Source organism: Kitasatospora sp. NPDC036755, from assembly GCF_040636595.1.
In the GTDB taxonomy this organism is placed as follows: Bacteria; Actinomycetota; Actinomycetes; order Streptomycetales; family Streptomycetaceae; genus Kitasatospora.
In genome coordinates, this window is record NZ_JBEZUT010000589.1 from 1 (window position 1) to 2811 (window position 2811).

1 protein-coding gene is annotated in these 2811 nt (G+C 74.1%); it reads right to left on the bottom strand.

Going from position 1 to position 2811, the window contains the following annotated elements; genetic code table 11:
* Positions 1–84: 84 nt before the first annotated feature.
* Complete coding sequence (locus AB0E96_RS40245; RefSeq protein ID WP_359831690.1) at positions 85–2751, bottom strand: error-prone DNA polymerase; 2667 nt, start codon at positions 2749–2751, stop codon at positions 85–87.
* Between the last annotated feature and the right edge of the window lie 60 nt (positions 2752–2811).

Consider the following 2811-nt stretch of genomic DNA (forward strand, 5'->3'; position numbering starts at 1 on the left):
GCCTACCCGGCCACACCACAACGGCGCCAACGGCCAGCACAGAGATCAACTGACTGGCCGCCGGCCACTACCTGCGGATTCGGGTCAGAGGCCGATCCGGAGCGGGGTGAGCCGGGTGGCGATCAGGTTGGTGGCGCCCCGGTCGCGCTCGATGCGGCCGTGGACCAGCAGTCCGGCACGGTCCAGGGCGGTGCGGCGCTGGGACTCCCAGACCGGGCGGTTGCAGATCACGTTGATCAGCCCGGTCTCGTCCTCCAGGCTGAGGAAGAGCACCCCGCCGGCCGTCGGCGGCCGCTGCCGGTGGGTCACCAGGCCGCCGACCACCACCTCCGTTCCCGGTGGCACGTCCGGGAGTCGGGCGGCACTGAGGGCGCCGCCGCGCTCCAGCCGGTCGCGCAGGTGCTGGAGCGGGTGGCTGGTGGCGGAGGTGCCGGTGGCCCACAGGTCGGCGATGGTCTCCTCGACGGGGCTCATGCCGGGCAGCTCCGGCGCCTCGGTACCGGGGGTGGTGCCGGGGATCAGCTCGGCCGAGATCCCGGCGAACGCCCCCGCCGCCCACAGTGCCTGACGCCGCGTCAGTCCGAAGCGGTCGAAGGCTCCGGCCGTCGCCAGCGCCTCCAGGGCGGGCCCGGGCAGGCCGGTGCGGCGGGCGAAGTCCTCCAGGCCGGCGTACGGCTGCCCGGCCACGATCGCCTCGGCCTGCGGGGTGCCGATGCCGCGCACCGTCTCCAGGCCGAGCCGGATCGCCGGCTGCGGGCGCCCCGCGGTCAGCGGCGGCTTCGGGGTCGGCCCCCGGTACGGCTCCAGGGTGGGCCGCGCCCCGCTGGCGTTGACGTCCACCCCGCGCACCCGCACGCCGTGCCGCCGGACGTCCGCGACCAGGCTGAGCGGCGAGTAGAAGCCCATCGGCTGGTTGGCCAGCAGGGCGCAGGTGAAGGCCGCCGGGAAGTGGTGCTTGAGCCAGGCGCTGGCGTACACCAGGTAGGCGAAGCTGATCGCGTGGCTCTCCGGGAAGCCGTAGCTGGAGAAGGCCTCGATCTTGCCGTAGACGTCCTCGGCCACCTCGGGCGGGATGCCGCGCTCGGCCATCCCGGTGAGCAGCCGCTCGCGCAGCCGGGCGACCCGCTCGTGCGAGCGCTTGGCGCCCATCGCCTGGCGCAGCCGGTCGGCCTCCGCGGGGGTGAACCCGGCGCAGTCGATGGCGAGTTGCATCATCTGCTCCTGGAACAGCGGCACCCCGAGGGTCTTGCCGAGGGCGTTCTCCATCAGCGGGTGGGGACAGTCCGGCGGCTCCGCCCCGGCCCGGCGGCGCAGGTACGGGTGGACGGAGCCGCCCTGGATCGGGCCGGGGCGGATCAGCGCGACCTCGACCACCAGGTCGTAGAAGTGGTCCGGCTTGAGCCGGGGCAGGGTCGCCATCTGCGCCCGGGACTCGACCTGGAACACCCCGACGGTGTCGGCCCGGCGCAGCATCGCGTACACGCCCGCGTCGCCGTCCGGGATGGTCGCCAGGTCGTAGCGCAGACCGTGGTGCTCGGCGACCAGGTCGCAGGCGTCGTGCAGGGCGGCGAGCATGCCGAGGCCGAGCAGGTCGATCTTCACCAGCCCGGCGCCCGCGGTGGACTCCTTGTCCCACTGGAGCACGGAACGCCCCGGCATCCGGGCCCACTCGGTGGGGCAGATCTCGCCGATCGGCTCCCGGGTGAGCACCATGCCGCCCGAGTGGATGCCCAGGTGGCGGGGCAGGCCGTGGAGCTGGGTGGCGAGCGAGAGCACGTCGGCCGGGATGACGGCGTCCGCGCCGGGGGCGGAGCGGAAGTCGGTCTGCCGGCTGAACGCGTCCACCTGCCCCTGCGGGTAGCCGAGCACCCGGGCGGCGTCGCGGATCGCCAGCCGGGGCCGGTAGGTGATCACGTTGGCGACCTGGGCGGCGTGCTCGCGCCCGTAGCGGCCGTAGACGTACTGGATGACCTCCTCGCGGCGGCGGTTCTCGATGTCCAGGTCGATGTCGGGCGGACCGTCCCGGGCGGTGGAGAGGAAGCGTTCGAACAGCAGCTTGTAGTGGATCGGGTCGACGGCGGTGATCCCCAGGGCGTAGCAGACCGCCGAGTTGGCGGCCGAGCCGCGGCCCTGGCACCAGATGTCCCGGCGGCGGCAGAAGTCCACGATGTCGTGCACGATCAGGAAGTAGCCGGCCAGGTCGAGGTCCTCGATCACGTCCAGTTCCTTGGCGAGCTGGCGGCGGGCGGCGGCGTTGCGGGGGCCGAAGCGGGCCGGGCCGCCGGCCGCGACCAGGGCGCGCAGATGGCTGATCTCGGTCTCGCCCGCGGGGACGGGGAAACCGGGCAGCTCCGGGTCCAGCCGGGCGAAGTCGAAGGCGCAGGCCCGGCCGAGTTCGACGGTGGCCCGCTGCACCCCGGGGAAGCGGGCCAGCCGCCCGGCCATCTCGCGGCCCGAGCGCAGGTGCGCGGTGCCGGCCGCACCGGTCCAGCCGACCGCTTCCTGGAGGGTGCGGCGCTCGTGCAGCGCGGCGAGGCTCTGGGCGAGGCGGCCCTGGGCGGGGCCGGCGTGGTGGGCGTTGGTGGAGGCGACGACGGGCAGTCCCGCCTTCGCCGCGAGGGCGGCGAGGGCGTCGTTGCGCCGGTCGTCGCCGGGCAGCCACTGGTCGATCAGCTCGACGTGGACGTTCTCCCTGCCGAACGCCTCGGTGAGGGTGCGGAAACGGTGGTCTTCCAGGACAACTGGCGTCACTGGTGCCTCGCCGTCGACGGCAACTCCATGAGCTCCGGGGCCTGGATCATCACCACCGGC